The 23,970-nt window shown below is 45.7% G+C and carries 18 protein-coding genes; 9 read left to right on the top strand and 9 right to left on the bottom strand.

Annotation, left to right across the window (positions count from 1 at the left end):
• Positions 1-60 precede the first annotated feature (60 nt).
• The 3 genes from aceE (at position 61) to lpdA (ending at position 6,319) form a co-directional block, all read left to right on the top strand.
• Positions 61-2,724, top strand: coding sequence for a pyruvate dehydrogenase (acetyl-transferring), homodimeric type (gene aceE / locus MSG34_RS09925; RefSeq protein ID WP_017059442.1), 2,664 nt, complete (start codon positions 61-63; stop codon positions 2,722-2,724).
• Positions 2,725-2,750: 26 nt separating this feature from the next.
• Positions 2,751-4,646 carry a pyruvate dehydrogenase complex dihydrolipoyllysine-residue acetyltransferase gene (aceF, locus tag MSG34_RS09920; RefSeq protein ID WP_050645377.1) on the top strand — a complete coding sequence of 632 codons (1,896 nt, stop codon included), beginning with the start codon at positions 2,751-2,753 and terminating at the stop codon, positions 4,644-4,646.
• A 242-nt stretch (positions 4,647-4,888) separates the two neighbouring features.
• Positions 4,889-6,319 carry a dihydrolipoyl dehydrogenase gene (gene lpdA / locus MSG34_RS09915; protein WP_017059440.1) on the top strand — a complete coding sequence of 477 codons (1,431 nt, stop codon included), beginning with the start codon at positions 4,889-4,891 and terminating at the stop codon, positions 6,317-6,319.
• A 312-nt stretch (positions 6,320-6,631) separates the two neighbouring features.
• Here lpdA and MSG34_RS09910 read toward each other — a convergent pair whose 3' ends face one another.
• Positions 6,632-7,237, bottom strand: a complete 606-nt coding sequence (locus MSG34_RS09910) for a LuxR/HapR/OpaR family quorum-sensing transcriptional regulator (RefSeq protein ID WP_017079965.1) — start codon at positions 7,235-7,237, stop codon at positions 6,632-6,634.
• Between the two features lie 337 nt (positions 7,238-7,574).
• Here MSG34_RS09910 and hpt point away from each other — a divergent pair, with 337 nt between their 5' ends.
• On the top strand, positions 7,575-8,105 hold the full coding sequence (hpt, locus tag MSG34_RS09905) for a hypoxanthine phosphoribosyltransferase (protein WP_017059438.1): 531 nt from the start codon (positions 7,575-7,577) through the stop codon (positions 8,103-8,105).
• 74 nt (positions 8,106-8,179) lie between these two features.
• Here the strand turns inward: hpt and can are convergent, their stop codons facing one another.
• Positions 8,180-8,848 (bottom strand): carbonate dehydratase, encoded by a 669-nt coding sequence (gene can / locus MSG34_RS09900; RefSeq protein WP_017059437.1) that lies wholly within the window; start codon positions 8,846-8,848, stop codon positions 8,180-8,182.
• A gap of 286 nt (positions 8,849-9,134) precedes the next feature.
• Between can and MSG34_RS09895 the strand changes: the two genes are divergently transcribed.
• The 3 genes from MSG34_RS09895 (at position 9,135) to MSG34_RS09885 (ending at position 12,806) form a co-directional block, all read left to right on the top strand.
• Complete coding sequence (locus tag MSG34_RS09895) at positions 9,135-10,766, top strand: SulP family inorganic anion transporter (RefSeq protein WP_248337255.1); 1,632 nt, start codon at positions 9,135-9,137, stop codon at positions 10,764-10,766.
• Between the two features lie 350 nt (positions 10,767-11,116).
• Positions 11,117-12,034: an ABC transporter ATP-binding protein gene (locus MSG34_RS09890; RefSeq protein ID WP_248337209.1), complete on the top strand. Its 918-nt coding sequence runs from the start codon at positions 11,117-11,119 to the stop codon at positions 12,032-12,034.
• A gap of 1 nt (position 12,035) precedes the next feature.
• Positions 12,036-12,806 carry an ABC transporter permease gene (locus MSG34_RS09885; protein ID WP_010435987.1) on the top strand — a complete coding sequence of 257 codons (771 nt, stop codon included), beginning with the start codon at positions 12,036-12,038 and terminating at the stop codon, positions 12,804-12,806.
• Positions 12,807-12,892: 86 nt separating this feature from the next.
• Here the strand turns inward: MSG34_RS09885 and panC are convergent, their stop codons facing one another.
• The 7 genes from panC to sfsA form a co-directional block, all read right to left on the bottom strand.
• On the bottom strand, positions 12,893-13,783 hold the full coding sequence (panC, locus tag MSG34_RS09880) for a pantoate--beta-alanine ligase (RefSeq protein ID WP_048605734.1): 891 nt from the start codon (positions 13,781-13,783) through the stop codon (positions 12,893-12,895).
• Positions 13,784-13,791: 8 nt separating this feature from the next.
• Positions 13,792-14,586 (bottom strand): 3-methyl-2-oxobutanoate hydroxymethyltransferase, encoded by a 795-nt coding sequence (panB, locus tag MSG34_RS09875; RefSeq protein ID WP_048605732.1) that lies wholly within the window; start codon positions 14,584-14,586, stop codon positions 13,792-13,794.
• Positions 14,587-14,608: 22 nt separating this feature from the next.
• Complete coding sequence (gene folK / locus MSG34_RS09870; protein ID WP_004735459.1) at positions 14,609-15,094, bottom strand: 2-amino-4-hydroxy-6-hydroxymethyldihydropteridine diphosphokinase; 486 nt, start codon at positions 15,092-15,094, stop codon at positions 14,609-14,611.
• The gene (gene pcnB, locus MSG34_RS09865; protein WP_017059432.1) at positions 15,091-16,446 is read right to left on the bottom strand and encodes a polynucleotide adenylyltransferase PcnB; all 1,356 of its coding nucleotides are present in this window, start codon (positions 16,444-16,446) and stop codon (positions 15,091-15,093) included. Before pcnB ends, folK begins: the two co-directional genes overlap by 4 nt.
• A 183-nt stretch (positions 16,447-16,629) precedes the next feature.
• Positions 16,630-17,505, bottom strand: coding sequence for a tRNA glutamyl-Q(34) synthetase GluQRS (gluQRS, locus tag MSG34_RS09860; protein WP_248337207.1), 876 nt, complete (start codon positions 17,503-17,505; stop codon positions 16,630-16,632).
• Between the two features lie 199 nt (positions 17,506-17,704).
• Complete coding sequence (gene dksA / locus MSG34_RS09855; RefSeq protein WP_004738189.1) at positions 17,705-18,151, bottom strand: RNA polymerase-binding protein DksA; 447 nt, start codon at positions 18,149-18,151, stop codon at positions 17,705-17,707.
• A 135-nt stretch (positions 18,152-18,286) separates the two neighbouring features.
• Entirely contained in the window at positions 18,287-19,012 is a 726-nt protein-coding gene (sfsA, locus tag MSG34_RS09850; protein WP_048612328.1) for a DNA/RNA nuclease SfsA, read from the bottom strand.
• 34 nt (positions 19,013-19,046) lie between these two features.
• Between sfsA and hrpB the strand changes: the two genes are divergently transcribed.
• Both hrpB and mrcB read left to right on the top strand, forming a co-directional pair.
• Positions 19,047-21,545 (top strand): ATP-dependent helicase HrpB, encoded by a 2,499-nt coding sequence (gene hrpB, locus MSG34_RS09845; protein ID WP_282449683.1) that lies wholly within the window; start codon positions 19,047-19,049, stop codon positions 21,543-21,545.
• Positions 21,542-23,941, top strand: coding sequence for a penicillin-binding protein 1B (gene mrcB, locus MSG34_RS09840; RefSeq protein ID WP_248337205.1), 2,400 nt, complete (start codon positions 21,542-21,544; stop codon positions 23,939-23,941). Before hrpB ends, mrcB begins: the two co-directional genes overlap by 4 nt.
• The last annotated feature ends 29 nt before the right edge of the window (positions 23,942-23,970 follow it).

The raw sequence follows: 23,970 nt of genomic DNA, 5'->3' as shown, positions 1-23,970 counted from the left end.
GTAATACTTCGGCTATTTACGTGTTTAGTAGAATCCAACTAACAAAAAGGATAGATCGCCATGTCTGACATGAAGCATGACGTTGATGCTCTGGAAACTCAAGATTGGTTAGAAGCTCTTGAGTCAGTAGTACGTGAAGAAGGTGTAGAACGTGCACAGTTTTTACTAGAACAAGTTCTAGATAAAGCGCGTTTAGATGGTGTTGATATGGCTACAGGCATCAACACAAACTACATCAACACAATTCCAGCAGCACAAGAGCCAGCTTACCCTGGTGACGTAACTCTTGAGCGTCGTATTCGTTCGATTATTCGCTGGAACGCAATCATGATCGTATTGCGTGCTTCTAAGAAAGACCTAGACCTTGGTGGTCACATGGCTTCTTACCAGTCAGCAGCAGCGTTCTACGAAGTATGTTTCAACCACTTCTTCCGTGCTCCAAACGAGACAGACGGTGGCGATCTAGTTTACTACCAAGGTCACATCTCTCCTGGTATCTACTCTCGTGCATTCGTTGAAGGTCGTCTAACTGAAGAACAGCTAGATAACTTCCGTCAAGAAGTTGATGGTAAAGGTATCCCTTCTTACCCGCACCCGAAACTGATGCCTGAGTTCTGGCAGTTCCCGACAGTATCTATGGGTCTTGGCCCTATCTCTGCTATCTACCAAGCGCGCTTCCTTAAGTACCTTGACGGCCGTGGTCTGAAAGAAACTTCAGCGCAACGCGTATACGCGTTCCTAGGTGACGGTGAGATGGATGAGCCAGAATCACGTGGTGCTATTTCTTTCGCTGCGCGTGAGAAGCTAGACAACCTATGTTTCCTAATCAACTGTAACCTACAGCGTCTAGACGGCCCTGTAATGGGTAACGGTAGCATCATTCAAGAACTTGAAGGCCTATTCAAAGGCGCAGGTTGGAACGTTGTTAAAGTTATCTGGGGTAGCAACTGGGACTCTCTACTAGCTAAAGACACTACTGGTAAGCTTCTTCAACTAATGAACGAAACTATCGATGGTGACTACCAAACATTCAAATCTAAAGATGGCGCATACGTACGTGAGCACTTCTTTGGTAAGTACCCAGAAACAGCTGCACTAGTTGCAGACATGACTGATGACGAAATCTTCGCTCTTAAGCGTGGTGGTCACGATTCTTCTAAACTGTTTGCTGCATTCAACAATGCTAAAGAGACAAACGGTAAGCCAACTGTAATCCTAGCTAAGACTGTTAAAGGTTACGGCATGGGTGATGCAGCTGAAGGTAAGAACATTGCACACGGTGTTAAGAAAATGGACATGACTCATGTTCAACACCTACGTGATCGCCTAGGCCTAGAAGACATCCTTTCAGATGAGAAGATCGCTGAACTTCCTTACCTGAAATTGGAAGAAGGTACGCCTGAGTACGAATACATGCACGCTCGTCGTAACGCTCTACACGGTTACACACCTGCACGTCTTCCTAAGTTTACTCAAGAGTTCAAGGTTCCTGAGCTAGACGCATTCGCACCTCTACTAGGTGAACAGAAGCGTGATATCTCTACAACTATGGCTTATGTACGTACGCTAAACATCCTTCTTAAAGATAAGAACATTGGTAAGAACATCGTTCCTATCATCTGTGATGAAGCTCGTACATTCGGTATGGAAGGTCTATTCCGTCAGGTTGGTATCTACAACCCACACGGTCAAGAATACACACCTGAAGATAAAGGCATCGTTTCTTACTACAAAGAAGCAACGTCTGGTCAAGTTCTTCAAGAAGGTATCAACGAACTAGGTTCTATGGCTTCATGGGTTGCTGCTGCAACTTCATACAGCACAAACGATCTACCGATGATCCCGTTCTACATCTACTACTCAATGTTCGGTTTCCAACGTATTGGTGACATGGCATGGCTAGCAGGCGACCAACAAGCTCGTGGCTTCCTACTAGGTGCTACTGCAGGTCGTACAACACTGAACGGTGAAGGTCTACAGCACGAAGATGGTCACTCGCACATCCAAGCGAACACTATCCCGAACTGTATCTCTTACGACCCAACGTTTGCTTACGAGCTAGCGGTAATCATGCAAGACGGTATCCGTCGCATGTACGGTCCTGAGCAAGAGAACGTTTACTACTACCTAACAGTAATGAACGAGAACTACGCAATGCCAGCAATGCCAGAAGGCGCTGAAGAAGGCATCCGTAAAGGTATCTACAAGCTTGAATCTCACGCTGGTGCTAAGGGCAAAGTTCAACTAATGAGCTCTGGTACTATCATGAACGAAGCGCGTAAAGCAGCTGAAATTCTAAGCGAAGAGTACGGCGTAGCATCTGACGTATTCTCTGTAACGTCGTTCAACGAACTAACTCGTGACGGCCAAGCGGTAGAGCGTGACAACATGCTTCACCCAGAAGCTGAAGAGAAAGTACCGTACATCACGACTGTTCTTGGTAAAGAACCTGCAATCGCAGTGACTGACTACATGAAGAACTACGCTGAGCAAGTACGTGCGTACATGCCAACTGAGTCTTACAAAGTACTTGGTACAGATGGTTTCGGCCGTTCTGACAGCCGTGCAAACCTACGTCGTCACTTCGAAGTTAACGCTGGCTACATCGTAGTTGCAGCTCTAACTGAACTGGCTAAACGTGGTGACATCGAGAAATCTGTAGTTGTTGAAGCAATTGCTAAATTCGATATCGACACTGAAAAAACTAACCCGCAATACGCATAAGACTGGCATTAAGGTAGGTAAATACAATGACAATCGAAATTAATGTACCAGACATCGGTGCTGACGAGGTTGAAGTAACTGAGATTCTTGTAAACGTTGGCGACAAGGTTGAAGAAGAGCAGTCACTGATCACTGTTGAAGGCGACAAAGCTTCAATGGAAGTTCCTGCGTCTCAAGCGGGTATCGTTAAAGAAATCAAAGTAGCGGAAGGCGATTCTGTTTCTACTGGTTCTCTTATCATGATCTTCGAAGCGGAAGGTGCTGCAGCAGCACCGGCTGCTCCAGCAGTTGAAGCGGCGGCACCAGTTGCAGCTGCTCCTGCAGCGGCAGCTGAGCTTAAAGAAGTTCACGTTCCTGACATCGGCGGTGATGAAGTTGAAGTAACTGAAATTATGGTTGCTATCGGTGACGCAGTAGAAGAAGAGCAATCTCTTCTTACTGTTGAAGGTGACAAGGCTTCAATGGAAGTTCCTGCACCATTCGCTGGTATCGTTAAAGAAATCAAGATCGCTTCTGGTGATTCAGTATCGACTGGTTCTCTAGTAATGGTATTTGAAGTAGCGGGCTCTGGCGCTCCAGTTGCAGCAGCTCCTGCTCCAGCGGCGGCACCAGTTGCAGCGGCTCCAGCAGCATCAGCTGAAAAAGAAGTAAACGTTCCTGATATCGGTGGTGACGAAGTAGAAGTTACTGAAATCATGGTAGCGGTTGGCGATACAGTAGAAGAAGAGCAATCTCTAATTACTGTTGAAGGCGACAAAGCTTCAATGGAAGTGCCTGCACCATTCGCTGGTACAGTAAAAGAGATCAAGATTGCAGCTGGCGACAAAGTGTCAACTGGCTCTCTAATCATGACGTTCGTAGTTGAAGGCGCAGCGCCTGCTCCTGTTGCAGCACCTGCACAAGCAGCAGCTCCAGCGGCGGCACCTGCTCCTAAAGCAGAAGCACCTGCAGCGGCTCCAGCAGCAGCTGGCGACTTCCAAGAGAACGGTGACTACGCGCACGCTTCTCCAGTTGTTCGTCGTCTAGCTCGTGAATTTGGCGTTAACCTTTCTAAGGTTAAAGGTACTGGTCGTAAGAGCCGTATCCTTAAAGAAGACGTTCAGTCTTACGTTAAAGATGCACTTAAGCGTCTAGAGTCTGGTGCAGCGGCATCTGGCAAAGGCGGCGACGGTTCTGCTCTTGGTCTACTACCATGGCCAAAAGTTGACTTCAGCAAGTTCGGCGAAACTGAAGTTCAGAAGCTTTCTAAGATTAAGAAGATCTCTGGCGCTAACCTGCACCGTAACTGGGTAATGATCCCTCACGTTACACAGTGGGACAACGCAGACATCACTGAGCTAGAAGCATTCCGTAAAGAACAGAACGCAATCGAAGCGAAGAAAGATACTGGCATGAAGATCACTCCACTTGTGTTCATCATGAAAGCTGTTGCTAAAGCGCTAGAAGCATTCCCAGCGTTTAACTCTTCTCTTTCTGAAGATGGCGAAAGCATCATTCTTAAGAAGTACGTAAACGTGGGTATCGCTGTTGATACACCAAACGGTCTAGTTGTTCCTGTCTTCAAAGACGTGAACAAGAAAGGCATTTACGAGCTATCTGAAGAGCTAATGGCTGTTTCTAAGAAAGCACGTTCTGGTAAGCTAACAGCGGCAGACATGCAAGGTGGTTGTTTCACAATCTCTAGCCTTGGTGGTATTGGCGGTACTGCATTTACTCCAATCGTAAATGCTCCAGAAGTAGGTATCCTAGGTGTATCTAAGTCTGAAATTAAGCCAGTTTGGAATGGTAAAGAGTTCCAACCACGTCTACAGCTTCCACTGTCTCTATCATACGACCACCGTGTGATCGATGGTGCTGAAGGTGCACGCTTCATTACTTTCCTAAACAGCGCACTATCTGACATTCGTCGTCTAGTACTGTAATTGAGAAAGTAATTATTAAGGTGACTTTCGGGTCACCTTAATTCTTTATATAAAGACTATTTTTAGAGAACAGTTTCCTGCATTTCTCATAATCTGATGGGGAATTGTTGTCTAGCTCACAGGCTAACTTAAAGCTACTTTCACACTGTTAACATCTCTGTAAAATGTTTCCTGTTTGAAAGCCCAATAATTTTAAGAACATCTACTCAGCCTGTTAGGGATAATGACTACAAGAGGTCACAATGAGCAAAGAAATTAAAGCCCAAGTTGTTGTACTTGGTTCAGGTCCTGCTGGTTACTCAGCGGCATTCCGTTGTGCGGATTTAGGTCTAGAAACAGTACTAGTTGAACGTTACAGCACTCTTGGTGGTGTATGTCTAAACGTTGGTTGTATTCCATCAAAAGCACTTCTTCACGTTTCTAAAGTAATTGAAGAAGCTAAAGCGATGGCAGAGCACGGCGTTGTATTCGGCGAGCCACAAACGGACATCAACAAGATCCGTATTTGGAAAGAAAAAGTAGTTGATCAACTAACTGGCGGTCTTGGCGGTATGGCTAAGATGCGTAACGTTACTGTTGTTAACGGTTTCGGTAAGTTCACAGGTCCTAACAGCATTCTTGTTGAAGGCGAAGGCGAAGCAACAACTGTTAACTTCGACAACGCAATCATTGCTGCGGGTTCTCGCCCAATCAAACTTCCTTTCATCCCACATGAAGACCCACGTATTTGGGATTCTACGGATGCACTAGAACTAAACGAAGTACCTGAAAAACTGCTTATCATGGGCGGCGGTATCATCGGTCTTGAGATGGGTACGGTTTACCACTCTCTAGGTTCTAAAGTTGAAGTTGTAGAGATGTTCGATCAAGTTATCCCTGCTGCGGATAAAGACATCGTTAAAGTTTTCACTAAGCGCATTAAGAATAAGTTCAAGCTAATGCTTGAAACTAAAGTGACTGCTGTTGAAGCGAAAGAAGACGGTATCTACGTTTCAATGGAAGGCAAAAAAGCACCAGCTGAAGCTGAGCGCTACGATGCTGTTCTTGTTGCTATCGGTCGTGTTCCAAACGGTGCACTTATCGACGCTGAAAAAGCGGGTATCGAAGTTGATGAGCGTGGTTTCATCAATGTTGATAAGCAAATGCGTACTAACGTTCCTCACATCCACGCGATCGGTGACGTTGTTGGTCAACCAATGCTTGCTCACAAAGGTGTGCATGAAGGTCACGTAGCTGCTGAAGTTATCTCTGGTAAGAAGCACTACTTCGACCCTAAAGTAATCCCATCAATTGCGTACACTGAGCCAGAAGTTGCTTGGGTAGGTAAGACTGAGAAAGAAGCGAAAGCGGAAGGCATCAACTACGAAGTTGCTACTTTCCCTTGGGCTGCTTCTGGTCGTGCAATCGCTTCTGACTGTGCAGACGGCGTTACTAAGATGATCTTCGATAAAGATACTCATCGCGTAATCGGTGGTGCTGTTGTTGGTACTAACGGTGGTGAACTTCTTGGTGAAATCGGCCTAGCAATCGAAATGGGTTGTGATGCAGAAGATATCGCTCTTACTATCCACGCTCACCCAACTCTACACGAGTCTGTTGGTCTAGCTGCGGAAGTATTCGAAGGTTCAATCACTGACCTTCCAAACAAGAAAGCAGTGAAAAAGAAGAAGTAATTCTCCTTTAGCCACTCGCTAATGTTTGAAAAACCGCTGATTCGTCAGCGGTTTTTTTATGTCTGAAGAAAAGTTGGTCGTCATACTTGTAGAGATCCCCAACTCGCTCGTCCCTCGCTCTTGAGGATGACGAAGTGAGGTGTTGAAGTTTATGCTGTGGTGATTTTTTAGTGTGAAGGTGAGAACTTTAACTCTATATTCCCGTCATTCCCTAGACTGACGAAGGAGGGAATAGGGAATCTGATTAGGTGAGAGGAAATAAAAAAGGGCTAGCGTAAAAGCCAACCCTTTAGTTTTGTTCGAAGCCCCAATCTACTTATAAATACACAGCATGTTCAAGTAGCTATCCGTTAAGCTTGAAAGCTCTTCTGGCGTTTCTACACGTTTCGCTTGGATGAATAGCGAGTAGCAAATGCCGTGGAATAGGTTCGCTAGATGTTTAGGGTCGTGATCGTCGCAAACTTCGCCACGTTCAATCGCTTTGCTAAACATGTTTTGTACTAACATTTGGTTAGTGCGGTTGGTTGTTACGAATAGCGGCCATACTTCATCACGAGTCGAAGCGCTCCATTCGAACCATACATTTAACCAATGGCTATCGTGAGCCACTAACGTCACCATTTCAGTCGCAATATTATGTAGGTTTTGTTTTGCGTGAATATCCAGATCGATATTGTCTGAAAGGAAGTTAGAGAATTGGCGTACAACATGATTAAGCACTTCATCAACCAGATCTTCACGGGTTGGGAAGTAGTTAAATACAGTTGCGACAGACACCTGAGCGATGTCTGCAATATCAGCGTGTCCACCACGACCGATACCGCGGCGAGAGAATACCTCAAGAGCGATTTCCATCAATTGAAGTTTTCTTTTTAAAGGTGAAAGCCTAGTTCTAGGTCTCTTAGATATTGAGTCCATTTTATTTTCCTTGCCAACGAAATTTTTATATTAATGATTTTATTATTATTTAAGCCAAGATGAGTGTAATGGTGCATATGCGAATGGTCAATCCTTTCAGCTTGTTTTATAGACAGTTACATCAAACTTGATACATAAAGCGTGATCAGCATTGATGTGAAAGGAGACGAGTATTGGATAAGGCACCAGCGCACATTTCGTTGAGAATCTGACAGTAAATTCGAACCATAAGGTGGTGTGGGTATTTGAGCAGTGCTAGACTTACGCACAAAATTGAGCGACACAACTGACGAAACTGTCAACATTCGTCGCAATCACCAAATAGAATGAGAGCAGTATGAAGCATACAGTTGAAGTCATGATCTCTGAGCAAGAAGTTCAGGATCGAGTGAACGAACTAGGCAAACAGATCACGGAACACTACAACGGTAGTGAAGATCTAGTTTTAGTTGGCTTATTGCGTGGATCTTTTGTCTTTATGGCAGATCTTGCTCGTGCTATCGATTTAACTCACCAAGTTGATTTCATGACCGCGTCTAGCTACGGCAACGGCATGGAAAGCTCACGTGATGTTCGTATTTTGAAAGACCTTGATGATGATATCCAAGGTAAAGACGTTCTACTTGTAGAAGATATTATCGATACAGGTAACACGCTGACTAAAGTAAAAGAGATTCTGAGCCTACGTGGTCCTAAGTCTATCGAAATTTGTACGCTACTAGACAAGCCTTCTCGTCGTGAAGTGACAGTCGATACAAAATGGATTGGTTTTGAAATCCCAGACGAGTTTGTTGTTGGTGTTGGTATCGACTACGCACAAAAATATCGTCACCTACCGTACATCGGTAAGGTAGTACCTCAAGAGTAATCATTACGCTTGTGGTTTAGAAGTCATTAAAAAGCCCGCTTGATGCGGGCTTTTTGTATTTATTCCGGAAGGAGTTAGCTTTGTTGGCTAAGAAGAGGCGTCGTTAAGATCTTGTTTAATGCATCTAAGTGACTGTTCTCTAAAGTATCGTTACTTGAGCAACGTACGCCAAGGTCCTGCAGCTTGCCATCGCCAATACCATAAACCACACCATGGATTTCAACGTCTTGGCCGCGCTCCCACGCATTTTGCATAATGGTTGAGTTGCCTAGGTTATAAACCTGTTCTGCGACGTTAATTTCGCACAACTTGTCACCCCATTGCTCACGAGGAAGCCCCTCGATTTGCTTACGGTATTTTAGGTAATTGTCACGGATGTGAAGTAACCAGTTGTTGATAAGACCAAGTTTAGGGTTATCAATCGCCGCATTAACACCGCCACAGCCGTAGTGGCCACAGACAATGATGTGTTTAACTTTGAGTACATCGACGGCGTACTGTACCACTGAGAGGCAGTTTAGGTCGGTATGAACCACTTGGTTCGCCACATTTCGGTGAACAAACAGTTCGCCAGAATACAAACCAGTGAGACGCTCGGCCGGAACACGGCTATCTGAGCAGCCAATCCATAGAAAACCAGGGCTTTGGCCCTCTTCAAGCGTTGTAAAATACTCAGGTCGTTGAGATCGAATTTCTTCTGACCATTTAGAGTTGTTTTCAAAAAGCTGTTTAATCTCTGGCATTTTGCGTCTTACATCCCTTAATTAAGAATCTCAACTATACACAATGTTACAAATTCAATCTCGTAAAAACTGTGTCAAATAGTACTCATCTGACGTGTACTCGTCGTTAAAATCATTAACTTAGCGTAGAAGCTATGATCTGGTTATAAGACATTAATAATGTGATTGAATTAACACTTTCTGAACACTTGATACATTTGTTAAAGTGATAAGGTTTGTCATTTCATCATCAGGAAGGTGTGTTTTGTTTGGAAGTCGTTTTACGGATATCAATCTCAAAGGGGACATGTTTGGTGGTGTTACTACAGCCATCATTTCATTACCTTTAGCATTGGCATTTGGTGTTGCTTCTGGTGCGGGCGCGGAAGCTGGCCTTTGGGGCGCCATCATGGTTGGCCTATTTGCTGCATTGTTTGGTGGCTCGAGCAGCCTGATCTCTGAACCGACCGGCCCGATGACGGTGATCATGACAGCCGTAATGACCAGTATGGTCGCGAAATACCCTGAAACTGGCATGGCAATGACCTTCACAGTCGTGATGATGGCAGGTGCATTTCAGATATTGCTTGGCACGTTAAAGCTCGGAAAATACGTTACTTTGATGCCATATAGCGTGATCTCCGGATTTATGTCGGGTATCGGCGTTATTCTAATTATTCTTCAGTTGTCTCCTTTATTAGGACATGCCGCACCTTCTGGTGGGGTGATGGGCACGCTCTCTGCACTTCCTGGTACGCTAGCAAACTTAAAAGTGAGTGAACTGTTTTTGGGTGCTTTGACGCTCGGTATTCTTTTTGGCTTCCCCGCTAAGTATCGTAAGTATGTACCTGCTCAACTGGTCGCTTTGGTTGCTGTGACACTCTTGTCCGTCATTATTTTTGATACCGACTCTATTCGCCGTATTGGTGAAATCCCAGCGGGTTTACCCTCTCTCGTTATTCCTACGATCAGCGCTGAACAGTTCACGACCATGGTTATTGATGCCTTGGTACTGGGTACGCTTGGCTGCATTGATACGCTTCTGACCGCGGTTATCGGAGACTCACTGACTCGTAAAGAGCATGACTCAGACAAAGAACTTCGCGGCCAAGGCATTGCCAATATGATCTCTGGCCTGTTTGGTGCGCTACCTGGCGCGGGCGCCACTATGGGTACCGTAACGAATATTCAGGTGGGAGCGCGTTCTCCGCTTTCCGGTGTTATTCGAGCTTTAGTACTTGCGCTCGTGGTATTGGTTGCAGGTGGCTTAACAGAACCGATTCCTATGGCAGTGCTGGCTGGTATCGCGATGTATGTTGGTTTCAATATCCTAGATTGGAGTTTTATCCAGCGCGCGCACAAGGTCAGCTATGCGGGCATGGGCGTGATGTACGGCGTGATGTTACTGACTGTGTTTGTCGACTTGATTATTGCCGTTGGACTGGGCGTGTTTATCTCGAACATTCTGATTATTGAAAGATTGAGCCGAGAGCAAGCCAGACAAGTTAAGGCGATCAGTGATGGTGATGATGAAGACGATATCCCATTGACCGATAGCGAACGTCAGTTACTCGATAGTGCCAATGGTAAGGTGCTCTTCTTCTATCTTTCAGGGCCGATGATATTCAGCGTTTCAAAGGCGATTTCACGTCAGCACTCAAGTATCTCTGACTATGAAGCGATGATTCTAGACCTGACAGATGTCCCTATGATTGATGTCACTGTTGGTCTTGCGCTAGAGAATGCGATTAAAGATGCATTGGATGCGCAGTGTGAGGTGTATCTACTGTGTCCTAATGAGAATACTCGTCAGCAACTGGAGAAGTTCCACGTGATTGACCTAGTACCTGAATCCAACACTTATCGATTCAGATATGAAGCCCTGACGGCAGCAACAAGCTATGTCGACAGAGATGAGCATCAATTTGAGTCAGTTTAATTATTCAGTAATAAGCGAACATGAATGAGCTGATATGAATAATCTAATATGAATAAGCTATAGACGCTCACTTCAAGACTGATCATTAATGCCGTTAAGTGAATAACTTAGCGGCATTTTTATATTTATTGAACGTTGATTTAGTCTTCACGTAGCCAAGAGGCTTATTTGTTTTCGAAAGAAACTCTCACACGATATTTGTATTAATCGTCAATCAACGATAAACTTGTTTGCAAAATGGCCGAGTAAACAAGTTTGGGTTAGTTTTCTGCTAGCTCGTTTTAAGCATTACTCTCTTCCTCAAGCTCGGTCGTCTACATCTTATCTATAGCAAATGGCAGTCTATCTCTATGTATGCATTAGAAATTGAGCAATTAAGAAAAACTTATGCTGGGGGCTTCGAGGCTCTTAAGGGCGTTAGTTTACAAGTAGAAAAAGGCGACTTTTACGCACTACTTGGTCCCAATGGTGCGGGTAAATCAACCACCATTGGTGTTATCTCTTCACTGGTAAATAAAACGTCAGGCAAGGTTAAAGTGTTCGGCTGCGACATTGATACCGATCTGGAACTTGCGAAGCAGAACTTAGGCCTTGTGCCTCAAGAGTTTAACTTTAACCCGTTTGAAACCGTTGAACAGATCGTGCTGCAACAAGCGGGTTATTACGGCGTGCCAAAAGCATTAGCGAAAGAGCGAGCGAAAAAGTACCTATCTCAACTCGATCTGTGGGAAAAGCGTGGCGAACGTGCGCGTAACTTGTCTGGTGGTATGAAGCGTCGTTTGATGATCGCGCGTGCATTGATGCATGAACCTCATTTGTTGATCCTTGATGAACCAACGGCAGGCGTTGATATTGAACTGCGTCGTTCAATGTGGGAATTCCTAAAAGAGATCAATGAGAAACAGGGCATTACCATTATCTTGACCACGCACTACCTAGAAGAAGCAGAAATGCTGTGTCGCAACATTGGTATCATCAATCGCGGTGAGCTGATTGAGAACACAACAATGAAAGCGCTGTTGGGTAAATTGAGTGCTGAGACCTTTATTCTGGATCTGGAAGAGGGCACCACTGAACCTAAGCTTGAAGGCGTGAATAGCCAAGTGATGGTCAATGGCTCGCTAGAAATTGAAATCGACAAGAACCTAGGTTTGAATACCATCTTTGCTCAATTGAGCGAGCAACAGGTTAAAGTCCTCTCTATGCGTAACAAAGCAAACCGTCTAGAAGAGCTATTTGTGAGTATCGTCCGTGAGGGGAGTAAATAATATGTACAGCCTATATTGGACCGCTTTCTGCAGTTTGTTGACCAAAGAGATCAATCGCTTTACTCGTATCTGGGTGCAGACTCTGGTGCCGCCAGCGATTACCATGACGCTTTACTTCATCATCTTCGGTAACCTGATTGGTGCGCGTATTGGTGAAATGAACGGCTTTAGCTACATGGAATACATTGTTCCCGGTCTGATCATGATGTCGGTGATCACCAACTCATACTCCAACGTTGCTTCGTCGTTCTTTAGTGCCAAATTCCAAAAAAACATTGAAGAGCTGCTTGTAGCACCTGTTCCTAACTACGTGATTATCGCCGGCTTCGTAATGGGTGGTGTGGTTCGTGGCTTGTTAGTGGGCACCATAGTAACGTTCGTGTCGTTGTTCTTTGTCGACCTGCAAGTTGACCATTGGGGCGTGATCATTGCGACGGTATTTTTAACGTCGGTAGTGTTCGCTCTGGGTGGCTTGATTAATGCGGTATTCGCACGCACGTTTGATGATATCTCTATTATCCCAACCTTTATCTTAACACCGCTGACGTACCTTGGTGGTGTGTTCTACTCGATCAGTTTATTGCCTGAATTCTGGCAAGGTGTATCGAAGTTGAACCCTATCGTGTACATGGTTAACGCGTTCAGATATGGCTTCTTGGGTGTGTCTGATGTGGGTATCGTGACGTCGTTTGGCGTACTAGGCGTGTTTATCGTGCTGTTGTATGGCATTGCACACTATCTAGTGACAAAGGGTATCGGCTTACGCAGCTAACCTTTGGTTAATCTAAGTAACAGGTAAAGAAAAAGGTCGATATAACATCGACCTTTTTTATGTTTTGCGTTAAGAGCAGAAGCCGACTATTCAGTCGCTTCTTCTTTCACTTCTTCTTTGGTTTCCGTTACCAAATCGAGAACTTGGTTATCGATAAGACGCGTCTTACCTAGGAATGCTGACATTAGAATCACTGCTTGAGTTGATTCTGAAGTGATTGCTTGCAGTGTTTTCGCATCGCAGATGAAGATCTCATCAGGTTGAAGATCTGCAGCGCGTAGCTGGTCAGTTGCATCTTCAATCACTGATGCGTAATCATCGCGACCACCACGAATAGCGCTGCTGATCCAGCGCATAGTGCGCGCTAGAACGGGAGCTCGTTGGCGCTCGTCAATCGTTAGGTTGCTATTGCGAGAGCTCATTGCTAAACCATCCATTTCACGAACGGTTGCAACGCCGACAACTTCAATGTCTAACGCTAGGTCAGTGGTCATCTGGCGAATAACAGCAAGTTGCTGGAAATCTTTCTCGCCGAAGCATGCAAAGTCTGGCTGAACGATATTAAACAGTTTAGTGACAATGGTTGATACACCACGGAAGTGACCTGGACGAGAGGCACCTTCAAGCATGTGAGATATGCCAGGGACTTCAACAAACGTCTGCTTGTCTAATCCATCTGGGTACATCACCTCTGGCGTTGGTGTAAATACTAGCTCAACACCTTCACCTGTTAGTTTGCTTAAATCTGCTTCTAACGTGCGAGGGTAGTTGTTTAGGTCGTCGGCACGGTCAAACTGCATTGGGTTTACAAAGATGCTTACCACAACGATGTCGGCCAGTTCACGAGCTTTCTTTACTAGAGTCAGGTGGCCTTCATGCAGGTTTCCCATTGTCGGTACAAAAGCAACCGTACGTCCATCACGCTTAAACTGTTTAATCTGCTCACGAAGAGCCGCTATTTCAGCAAAAGTTTGCATACTTACTCCTAAGCGATTGTATGAGCTTCATCAGGGAAGCGCGCGCTCTCTACTTCTTCTTTGTATAGAGCTACAGCCTTACGCATATCACCTGTTTCTGCTAGGAAATTCTTAGAGAATTTCGGCATGTAGTTCGCAGAAATACCGAACATGTCATGCATAACCAAGATCTGACCATCGGTAACATTACCTGCACCGATACCGATAACCGGTACGTCACAAGCTTCTGTAATTCGTTTTGCCAATGAAGCTGGCACACATTCAAGTAGAACGATTTGAGCGCCTGCGTTTTGCAGTGCTAACGCGTCAGCAACCATTTTGTCGGCTTGCTCGTCGTCACGACCTTGAATCTTGTAACCACCAAAAATGTTCACAGATTGAGGCGTTAAGCCTAAGTGTGCACATACTGGTACTGCACGTTCTGTTAGCATCTTCACAGTATCAACCAACCAGCTTCCGCCTTCGATTTTTACCATGTTCGCACCAGCACGCATCAAAGTCGCTGAGCTCTCACAAGCTTGTTCTGGCGTTGCGTAGCTCATGAAAGGCAAGTCAGCCATAAGAAGACAATTTGGGCTACCAGCACGCACTGAGCGAGTATGGTAAGCAATGTCTTCAACGGTTACTGGTAATGTATCGTTATGGCCTTGTAGAACCATACCCAGTGAATCACCGACAAGCAGAACTGGCATTTCTTGGCTTTCGAATAATTGAGCAAAGCTCGCATCATAAGCTGTCGAAGTCGCGAATTTACGGCCTTCACGTTTGCATTTGATCAGGTCGTTAATGGTTACTTTTTTCATTGGTTTTCCTTAATGCGCTTGGCTATTGTTGCCAAACATTGAGCCCGTTCTTATCTACTATTTTCAGCAGTTCTGTCAGCTCAGTCCCATCAGGGAGTTGTAAACTTGGTGCGATTTCAGCAAGCGGGTAGAGTACAAACTCTCGTTCTTTCATTCCATAATGAGGAACGATTAAGCGCTCTGAATCGATCACCTCATTGCCGTATAGCACAATGTCGAGATCCAAGGTTCTTGGCCCCCAACGTTCGTCTTTACGGACGCGCCCTTGCTCTAGTTCGATCTTTTGAGTGCAATCAAGTAGTTCAATTGGCGTTAATTCGGTTTGGATAGCGACTACCGCGTTGATGTAGTCGGGTTGATTTTGCGGCCCCATTGGAGTGCTACTATATAGCTGAGAGGTCGCAATAAACGTTGATCGCGGTAGGCTTTTTAGCGTTTCGATAGCCAAATTTGCTTGGCTAACTGGGTCGGCGAGGTTACTGCCGACCGCAATGTAAGCAGTTATCATTCGGATTGCTTACTCTTTTTGTTTCGGTAAGTCTTACGGCGACGATGGCCTGACTTTGATGGTGCAGCAACGTCGTTAGCCATTGCTTGACGCATGTTGCGACCTGCAGTCTGATAACGCTCCCACCATTTTGCTAACTCTTTGGTTTCACCACCTTCAATCTCCCCACGCATTTCTAGGAAATCGTAGCCTGCACGGAACTTATTGAGCTCCATTAGACGAACAGCGCGTTTACCGTTACGGCGAGGTAGTCGAAGTTGCAGTTGCCAAACTTCGCGAATGGTTGCGGTGTGACGACGAGGAATCGCAATAGACTTTACTTGCTGATCAAGAATGATGTTACTCGCTTCCATGATCGCATCGTAGTGTGCCATACCCTGTTCAGCGACAAGTTTGTCTGCCAGCTTGTTCATCGGGTACCAAAGCATTGCTGCGAACATGAATGCTGGGTTTACTCGCTTACCATCTTCGATGCGAAGGTCGGTTGAATCGAGAACCAAATCAAGCATCTGCTCTGTGTGAGAGTCGTAATCTTCTGTGAAGTGCTCAGCTACCGCTGGGAACATCTGTTGGAACAGGTTGTACTCGCGCATCAGGTGGTAGGTTTCTAAACCGTGGCCTGATTGCAGTAATTTTAGAGACTCTTCGTAAAGGCGCGCTGCTGGGATGTCTCTTAGAAGGTGAGCTAACTCTTCAATCGGGTCAGCCGTGTCTTCTTCGATGTCGAAATCCAGTTTAGCGGCGAAGCGCATTGCACGTAGCATACGCACTGGGTCTTCGCGGTAACGCGTTTCTGGATCGCCAATCAGGCGGATCAGTTTATCTTCTAAATCTTCTACACCACCCGCGTAATCGTGGATGCTGTAGTCTGCAATGTTGTAGTACATCGCGTTGATTGTGAAATCACGACGCTCTGCATCTTCATCAACACTGCCGTACACGTTATCGCGCAGCAGCATGCCTTCTTTCGATTGTGCAGAAACGTTTTTCGATGGTTCTTGGTGGTGACCACGGAAAGTTGCCACTTCAATGATGTCACGACCAAACATGATATGTGCTAAGCGGAAACGGCGACCGATAAGACGACAGTTTCTGAAGAGGTGTTTGATTTGCTCTGGCGTTGCGTTGGTCGCAATATCAAAATCTTTTGGCTGAGAGCCTAATAAGATATCGCGCACACCACCACCGACTAGAAATGCGTCAAAACCCGCACCATTCAGGCGATATAGCACTTTTAGTGCGTTGTCGCTGATCTGCTTGCGTGAAATATTGTGCTCTTGACGAGTATAAATATTCAGAGCTAATTCGTGGAATCCGCGTTGTTCGCTTGGGGTATTGTCGTTTGTATTCATTAGTTTAGAACAAAGTAGGTATCGCCAACTTTGTTTTTCTCTTAGTCCAAAGTGGTAGTGCAGAGTTTGATTGCGGCTAATAATAGCTTAGCGCGAGCCATTTGAGAACATCGTCTGCTTAACCACAGTGGTTGGTTATGGCATTTTTATGTGTCGTTTTTGCTATTTGCCGTGAGTTTCGAGTTAATTACAGTGCTCTTTTTGTAAACTATCAGGTAACTGACTGACGTTCCATTGTTGGCAGCCCCACAATAAAATCTCATCCATTGAAGCCTCATAAAGGGCCGTCGGGATATCAAAACCTAAGAATCGCATCGCGTTGAGTAACGTTGGTTTTGGGTTATCGAGATCTATCGCGGTGGCATGGTTCTGTTTTGACAGTTTATTCCCCAAGCCATCGGTTGCCAATGGTAAGTGCAAGTAGCTCACTGTTTTTTGTTTGAGCGTCTTATACAAACTGATTTGTCGACCTGTTGGTTCTATCAGGTCTGCGCCTCTTACGACCTCTGTTACTCCTTGTTCGATGTCATCAAGGACAACGGCCAAGTTATAGGCAAACAATCCATCTCTGCGTTTAATAATAAAATCTTCTGCAGCTAATGCTTTAGGGATTTTAATGGTGCCGTGGCGAACATCATCAAAGGACTCCACTGGAAAGTCCATGCACAAGCGCACCGCCTGTTGGCCTGAATCGACTAAGCCTGCATCTCGACAGTGACCATTGTAAAAGCCACCCAAAGCCTTTATCTGCTTGCGGGTGCATTGGCAGTAGTAGGCTTGATTGTCAGCGACCCATTGGTCGATTTGAGCTTGATACAAGCCATGACGCTGGCTTTGATAAACGACTTCACCATCCCAAAATAGATGGTAAGCCTCAAGCGTCTTAAGAATGAGGTCTGCAGCGCCGGCCATTTCTCTTGGCGGGTCGAGGTCTTCCATACGAACTAACCATTTTCCTTGGTTAGATTTCGCTTGAAAGTAGCTACCAAGAGCAGCAACAAGTGAGCCAAAATGAAGAGGACCTGACGGTGATGGTGCAAAGCGCCCGATATAATTCATGAGTGAACAACCTAATCTAAATGGTACCGCAGTAGCCGATTCTTAAGACGTTTAACAAGAGCTTTAATGCCTAGAACCAAGGTTTGATGTATGGAACTAAGGCTTAAAGCTGCTATTTACTATCAAGCGTGTGAAATACTTCGCTTGGATAACAAACAAAAAAGGGAGCCAAGGCTCCCTTTCTTTACATCTGCAAGAATTAACCTTGCATCTGTTTCTCTTTGATCTCTGCAAGTGTTTTACAGTCAATACAAAGATCAGCAGTTGGACGAGCTTCAAGGCGACGAATGCCAATCTCGATACCGCAAGAATCACAGAAGCCGAAATCGTCTTCTTCGATCTTGTCTAATGTCTTCTCAATTTTTTTGATAAGACGACGCTCACGGTCACGGTTACGTAACTCTAGGCTGAATTCTTCTTCTTGAGAAGCACGGTCAACTGGGTCTGGAAAATTCGCTGCTTCGTCCTGCATGTGGTGCACAGTACGATCAACTTCTTCCCTGAGCTGGTTGCGCCAAGCTGCTAAAATTTTTGTAAAATGTTCCGTTTGCTCAGGTGACATGTACTCTTCACCTGGCTTCTCTTGGTACGGTTCAACACCTGCGATGGCTAGGATGCCTAGCGCTTTTTTCTTAGATTCTGGCATACAGCATCTCCTATTTACACCTAGTCAACTGCAAAGCAGCTAATTTTAAGGCGGGTATCTATAGCAGAAAGAACGAATGGTGGCAAATACTCTTATTCAAACTTGCAATCAATGTGATTAGTTCAGCATCTTTGCTTAGCTATTGATAAATTCAACAGCTTGTTTTAGTTGTATTTGAGTACTGCTGAGCTCTGCTTTATAGCAAAGCACTTCAACTCCAGCGTCTTGTGCTTGTTTTAGTAATAACGAATATTTGGCGTCTATATGGTGTGCCGCAGACACTTTTTCAATACCTGAATGTAAAACAGTGAATAAAAGTACGGCTCTATTTCCAGATTCGACCATTTCTGTGAGTTCACGCAGATGTTTTTGGCCTCTGGTTGTGACCGCATCAGGGAAAAAACCTTGCCCTTTAGTTGACGTTTCTAGCTCGTCGAGCAATGTGACGCTTTTCACTTCGATATAGCAAGGCGGCTTTTCGTTATCTTCAAGCAGAATATCAATGCGACTATTCTCACTGCCATATTTCACTTCGGTTCGTAACGCGTTATAACCTAAGAGTTCAACTATAGTCCCATTTTCAATTGCTTCCACTGCTAGCTGGTTTGCCCGCGCAGTATTTACACAAATACGATGACCTTTGTCTGTTTCTGAGATCTCCCAGCTGTTTGGGTACTTTCTTTTTGCATTATCGGAGGTTGAGTACCACACCGTATTGCCAGGAGTCGCACATCCTGTCATCGCTCCAGTGTTAGCGCAGTGAATAGTACGCTCGCTACCGTCTGGAAGTTGGATGTCAGTGAGGAAACGTTTATAGCGTTTAATAAGAGTCGCTGGCTCTAATGGCGGATTGAAGTGCATATTACTTATTTAGACAGGTAGGTTTTTATGTACAATGTTGCCAACATTACACCACAAGGTTCTCCCATTGCCACAACTGCCCATAGAAGCTGTGATGCCAGATCTGCTCGCTGGCGTAGAAACACATACTCAACTTATTCTAAAGGCCGCTCCCGGTGCGGGTAAGTCAACATTCTTCCCTTTACAGTTAGTTAAGACTAACGCCGTTCAAGGCAAAATCATCATGCTTGAACCGAGGCGTTTGGCTGCAAGGAATATTGCCACTTACTTAGCGAGCCAATTGGGAGAAAAGGTGGGAGAGAGCATTGGCTTTAGAGTTCGTGGTGAATCTAAAACCAGCAGTGCAACTCGCTTGGAAATCGTCACCGAAGGGATCATGACGAGAATGATCCAAACCGACCCTGAATTAACTGGGGTTGATATGGTGATCTTTGATGAATTTCACGAGCGCAGCATTCACGCAGATACCGCATTGGCGTTTAGCTTGGAGATCCAAGATGCGTTGCGTGATGATCTAAAAGTGGTTGTGATGTCGGCAACCTTAGATCAACAAGCGCTGCAAACTTTGCTGCCGAATGCCAAATACGTTGAATCACAAGGTCGCACCTTTCCGGTCGATTTCCGTTATCAGCCTCTTAGCGCAAATGAATATCTAGCCCCTAAAATGGCTAATGTGATTCGCTCTCTGATGGATAAAGAGTCAGGCTCACTTCTGGCCTTTTTGCCGGGCGTTTCTGCGATTAAGCAGGTGGAATCTCAACTAGAGCAACTTGCCAGTGATATCGATGTGTGTCCTTTGTATGGGCAACTCAGCTTTCCTCAACAGCAGAAAGCGATCGCGCCATCAGAGAAAGGGCGTCGAAAGGTGGTGTTAGCGACCAATATTGCTGAGACTTCTTTGACGATTGAAGGCATTCGATTGGTGGTTGATTCCGGGCTTGAACGTGTGGCGAAGTTCGATCTGAAAACCGGCATTACTAAGCTTGAGCAAGTGAAAATCTCGCAATCTTCAGCTGAACAACGGGCGGGGCGTGCGGGACGAATGGAAGAGGGCTTGTGCGTCCGTTTGTACAGCGAAACGCAACTTATTCAGCAACCGGCTGTACCAGAACCTGAAATTCTTCATTCTGATTTGTCTTCGTTGGTGTCTGAATTGACGCAATGGGGCGCTGCGAGTGCCGATGAACTGAAATGGTTAGACGTTCCGCCCAAAGCTTCTATTGGGCAAGCCAAGCAACTCTTACAGACTCTTGAATTGTTAGACGATAATGGTCAATTTACGGCGTTAGGAAAACAGGCTCAACGTTTAGGTTTAGAGCCTCGTATTGCCAGCATGTTGGTTAAAGCGCAGCAAGATAGTCCTGCTCTGTTGAATGTCGCGATTGTTGCCGCTGCTTTGCTGGAAGAGCCGGAACGCAATGTGACGGATATTCAACACTCTTTACATCGACTTAAGCAAAGAAAACATTCCAAAAATAGCGTTGTGATACAGCGAGCAAAAAGTCTCGCGAGCAAACTCAATCATCACTTAGATTTGTCACAAGCTAATGAATCATTGCTACCATTAGTGCTTTGTTTTGCCTTCCCTGACCGGATTGCACAAGTGAGAAGCGCGACCAGCAGTGCTTTCCTTCTAGCGAATGGCCACGGTGCTGAGGTTCGTGATGATGATCCATTGGCAAACAATGACTATATCGTAGTGATTGATTTGATGCGTAGCACAGGGCGAGCCAGTCAAATTTTCTTAGCCACCGCGGTTGATATCGCGCAGCTAGAAGCTGAATTTCCAAAACTGTTTGTTCGTTCCGATTACGCCGATTGGGATGAGAAACGTGGCCGTTTAGTTGCTGAGCAGCGAGTGTCCCTGGGCAAGTTGATTATCAGCACCAAAGTTTTACCCGATCCCGATGCGAATCAGGCGAGCCAAGCGCTGCTCAATTATGTCGCTCGATGTGGGTTGGATCGTTTAAATTGGACAGCTTCGGCTAAGCAGTTGGTTGAGCGTGTACGCTGTGCAGCACTTTGGATGCCTGAGCATGATTGGCCAGCGATGGACGATACGAGTTTGGTTGAACACCTTGATGAGTGGCTACCACCCTATCTGAATGGTATTAAGTCGGCAAAAGGGCTGGCTAGTGTTTCGATTGAACAGGCATTGTCGGCTTATCTTGGCTGGCCTTTGAATCAAGAAATAGACCAATGGCTGCCAACGCACTATCTGATGCCAACAGGCAGCAAGAAGGCCATTCGTTATCAATATCAGTCTGAACCAGTGATCTCAGTGCGGATGCAGGAAGTCTTTGGTGAACAAGACTCGCCATTGATCGCGCAAGGGCGTAAAAAAGTAGTGCTTGAGCTCCTTTCTCCAGCACAGCGACCACTACAAATTACTCAAGATTTAGCCGGCTTTTGGGCTGGCGCGTACAAAGAAGTACAAAAAGAGATGAAAGGCCGTTACCCAAAACATCCTTGGCCGGATGATCCTGCTAACCATGTAGCAACCACTAAAACTAAACGACAGTTGAATCGATGATGACCAAAATGTTAACGCCAAAAAAGGCACCACCTAAAAAAGCGCCAGCAAAGAAGTCACCAGCGACCAAAGCCAAGCCAAGAAAACCAAGAGCGGCTGCGAAAAAGACCAAACCTAAGGCTAAGAAATCTGGCAAAAGAGGTTGGTTGAAGATCCTATGGGGTATTTCTTGGAAAGCAGGCTTAGCGCTCGCGGCATTGCTGTTGTTCGTCGGTATCTATCTCGATTCTGTGGTCAAACAGCGCTTTGAAGGTCAGCTGTTTGATTTGCCAACCGTGGTTTATGCGCGAGTGCTAAATCTGTCTCCGGGAACTCCTGTGAGTTTGGTGCAGGTTAAGAATGAGCTCGATGTACTTAATTATCGTAAGGTGAATGCGCCTCGTCACCCAGGCGAATACTCTTCTTCTTCAACCAAGATTGAAATGATTCGTCGTCCGTTCGAGTTTGTCGATGGACCGGAAGCGGATCGTCATGTGATGCTGCATTTCAATAGTAACGAGTTGACTCGTATTCAGTCGCTAGAGAAGAAAGGCGACATGGGTTATCTGCGTGTTGAACCGAAAATGCTTGGCATGCTTGAGAAAAGTAACGATGAGCAGCGCCTGTTCTTAAAACGTAATCAGTTCCCAGAAGTGATGGTTGATGCCTTATTGGCAACCGAAGACCGAAATTTCTATCAACACGATGGTGTGTCGCCACTGGCCATCGCTCGTGCAATGGTCGTTAACGTCAAAGCTGGGCGAACGGTACAAGGTGGTAGTACGCTGACACAACAGCTGGCAAAAAACCTGTTCCTGTCCAGTGAACGTACATTGTGGCGTAAGGTTCGTGAAGCCTACATTGCACTTATCTTGGACCATCGTTACAGCAAAGACCGAATCCTAGAGGCTTACTTAAATGAGGTTTACCTTGGTCAAAATGGTGGGCAAGCGATCCATGGCTTCGGCTTAGCGTCTCGCTTGTACTTCGGTCAGCCAATTCAAGAGCTCCGTATCGATCAACTAGCACTGCTGGTGGGTATGGTGAAAGGCCCTTCGTATTACAATCCGGTTCGTTATCCTGAGCGTGCTAAGGCTCGACGCGATCTGGTTCTTCGCTTATTGATGCAGCAAGACATATTAACTCCGAGACAATACGAAGAAGCGGCGAGTCGTGATTTGGATATTCAAGACAACCCACGCATTGCTAGCCGTCAGCCCGCTTACTTCCAACAAGTAAACATTGAGCTTAAGAAGTATGTCGGCGACCGATTTGAGGCGAAAAAAGGCATTCGAGTCTTCACCTCTCTGGATCCAGTCTCCCAAGACAAGTTAGAGAAGTCGATTGCACGCAAGGTGCCTGATTTATCGAAAACCGCAGGCAACAAACTGGAAGCTGCGGCTATTGCCGTGGATAGAAATACCGGTGAAATCCGAGCGATGGTCGGTGGTAAGCGTACTGGCTACGATGGCTTTAACCGTGCCTTGAACGCGAGTCGTCCTATTGGTTCTTTGGTCAAGCCTGCAATTTACTTAACTGCATTAGAGCAGCCTCAGAAGTACACGTTAGCGACAACATTGAAGGATACGCCACTGAGCTTGAAAGGCAGTAAAGGCAGTGTATGGAGCCCGAGAAACTTCGATCGTAAGTTCCGTGGCGATGTGCCTTTGTATGTGGCGCTTTCTAAGTCGTACAACGTACCTACTGTTCGTTTAGGTATGCAGTTAGGCATTGATAGTGTCTCGGATACGATTGGAAAACTGGGGGTCGATAAAAATGAAATTCGCCCAGTACCGTCGATGTTTTTGGGTTCGTTCTCACTGACTCCATTCCAAGTCGCGCAGATGTACCAGACCATTACTAACTCTGGCCGTATCGCACCTTTGTCTGCGCTTCGCTCTGTGGTTGATAACGATGGTGAGGTTTTGTATCAGTCGATTCCTCGTGTATCACAAAGCGTCGACCAGCAAGCCGCTTGGTTAACAACCTATGCCATGAAGCGTGGTGTATCGGAAGGTACAGGCCGTTTCCTACAAGGTCAGTTTGCATGGGCAGGGTTAGCTGGCAAAACGGGCACTAGTAATGACAGCCGAGACAGTTGGTTCGTGGGCGTTGATGGTCGTGAAGTGACGACCATCTGGCTAGGGCGTGATGATAATAAGCCGACTAAACTTACTGGTTCGAGTGGGGCGTTACGTGTTTATGCCGATTATCTCAAACAGAGAACGCCCGAGCAGTTATTGCTGCCTTGGCCGACAGGCATTGTCACCGCTAACTTTACTCGAACTTCTGAAGGGGCTTTAGAGTTTGATTGTGATGGTGCAGTTAAACTGCCAGTTTGGGATGAGGATGGAAACATTAAAAAGGGCTGTGAAAGTCAACCAAAACAGTGGCTAAAGAAGCTTTTTCAGTGGTAAAGTCGTAACAGGAAAGAATGACAAGGACA

It is taken from the genome of Vibrio sp. 1CM2L, from assembly GCF_023161695.1.
In the GTDB taxonomy this organism is placed as follows: domain Bacteria; phylum Pseudomonadota; class Gammaproteobacteria; order Enterobacterales; family Vibrionaceae; genus Vibrio; species Vibrio coralliirubri.
This window is presented reverse-complemented; position numbering and strand designations above follow the sequence as displayed.